Below are 681 nucleotides of genomic sequence, written 5' to 3'. Positions count from 1 at the left end.
ATCTCAGGAAGGTGCTTTTTCCAGACCCGCTTCGGCCGATCATTGCGACGACCTCACCGCCCGCAACTGTCAGGGAAACGCCCTTCAGCACCTCCAGCGGCCCGAAGCTTTTCCGGATTTTGTTTGCGACTACTACGGTCATCTCAAATCTCCTGGTGGGAACGCGAGGTGCGACGAGACACCTCGCGATGGGCCGCGCTTAAAAGGACGGTAGAGTTGGCATTGGGGTTTTCATCCACTTTTCGTAGATCGCGCCAAGCTCTCCACTCTGATTGTGAACGAACAGGACGGTATTCAACCAGTGCAGAAGATCCGGATCGCCGCGACGCATGCCGACGCCGTAGAAGCTCTGAAGATAGGTCACCTTTTCCTCGAACTTGCTATCGGGATAGCGCTGCTGGAGCTGAGCTGCGATGTAATTGACGGTCCCGATTGCATCGACCTGCCCGGCAACGAGTGCGTTTAGCGTCGTGCTGTCGTCGTCAAAGCGAACCAGTTCCATACCGTCGATCTTCGCCGCAGAAAGGATCTTCTCATGCGCGGTTCCGCGAGGCACGCCGACGCGCTTGCCTTTCAAGTCTTCGAGGCTTTTGATCTCGGTACCCTGGGGGGCGATGATGACCGACTTGTGCCCGCCGTACGGATTGGAAAAAGCAACAGACAGGGCGCGTTCGGTATAGA

The 681-nt window shown here is 56.8% G+C and carries 2 protein-coding genes; both read right to left on the bottom strand.

Features of this window, described 5'->3' with window-relative positions; all coding sequences use genetic code 11:
- The coding region (locus tag AB4Z23_RS27650; RefSeq protein WP_441361202.1) for an ATP-binding cassette domain-containing protein at nucleotides 1-142 on the bottom strand (142 nt) is incomplete at its 3' end.
- 57 nt (nucleotides 143-199) lie between these two features.
- Nucleotides 200-681, bottom strand: a 482-nt coding sequence (locus AB4Z23_RS27645) for a transporter substrate-binding domain-containing protein (protein WP_441361201.1), incomplete at its 5' end; no start/stop codon positions are given.

The sequence above is a fragment of the Agrobacterium sp. MCAB5 genome, assembly GCF_052114365.1.
GTDB lineage: Bacteria > Pseudomonadota > Alphaproteobacteria > Rhizobiales > Rhizobiaceae > Agrobacterium > Agrobacterium tumefaciens.
Note: the sequence above shows the minus strand (reverse complement) of the source record. Positions and strands in the feature narration are given on the sequence as shown.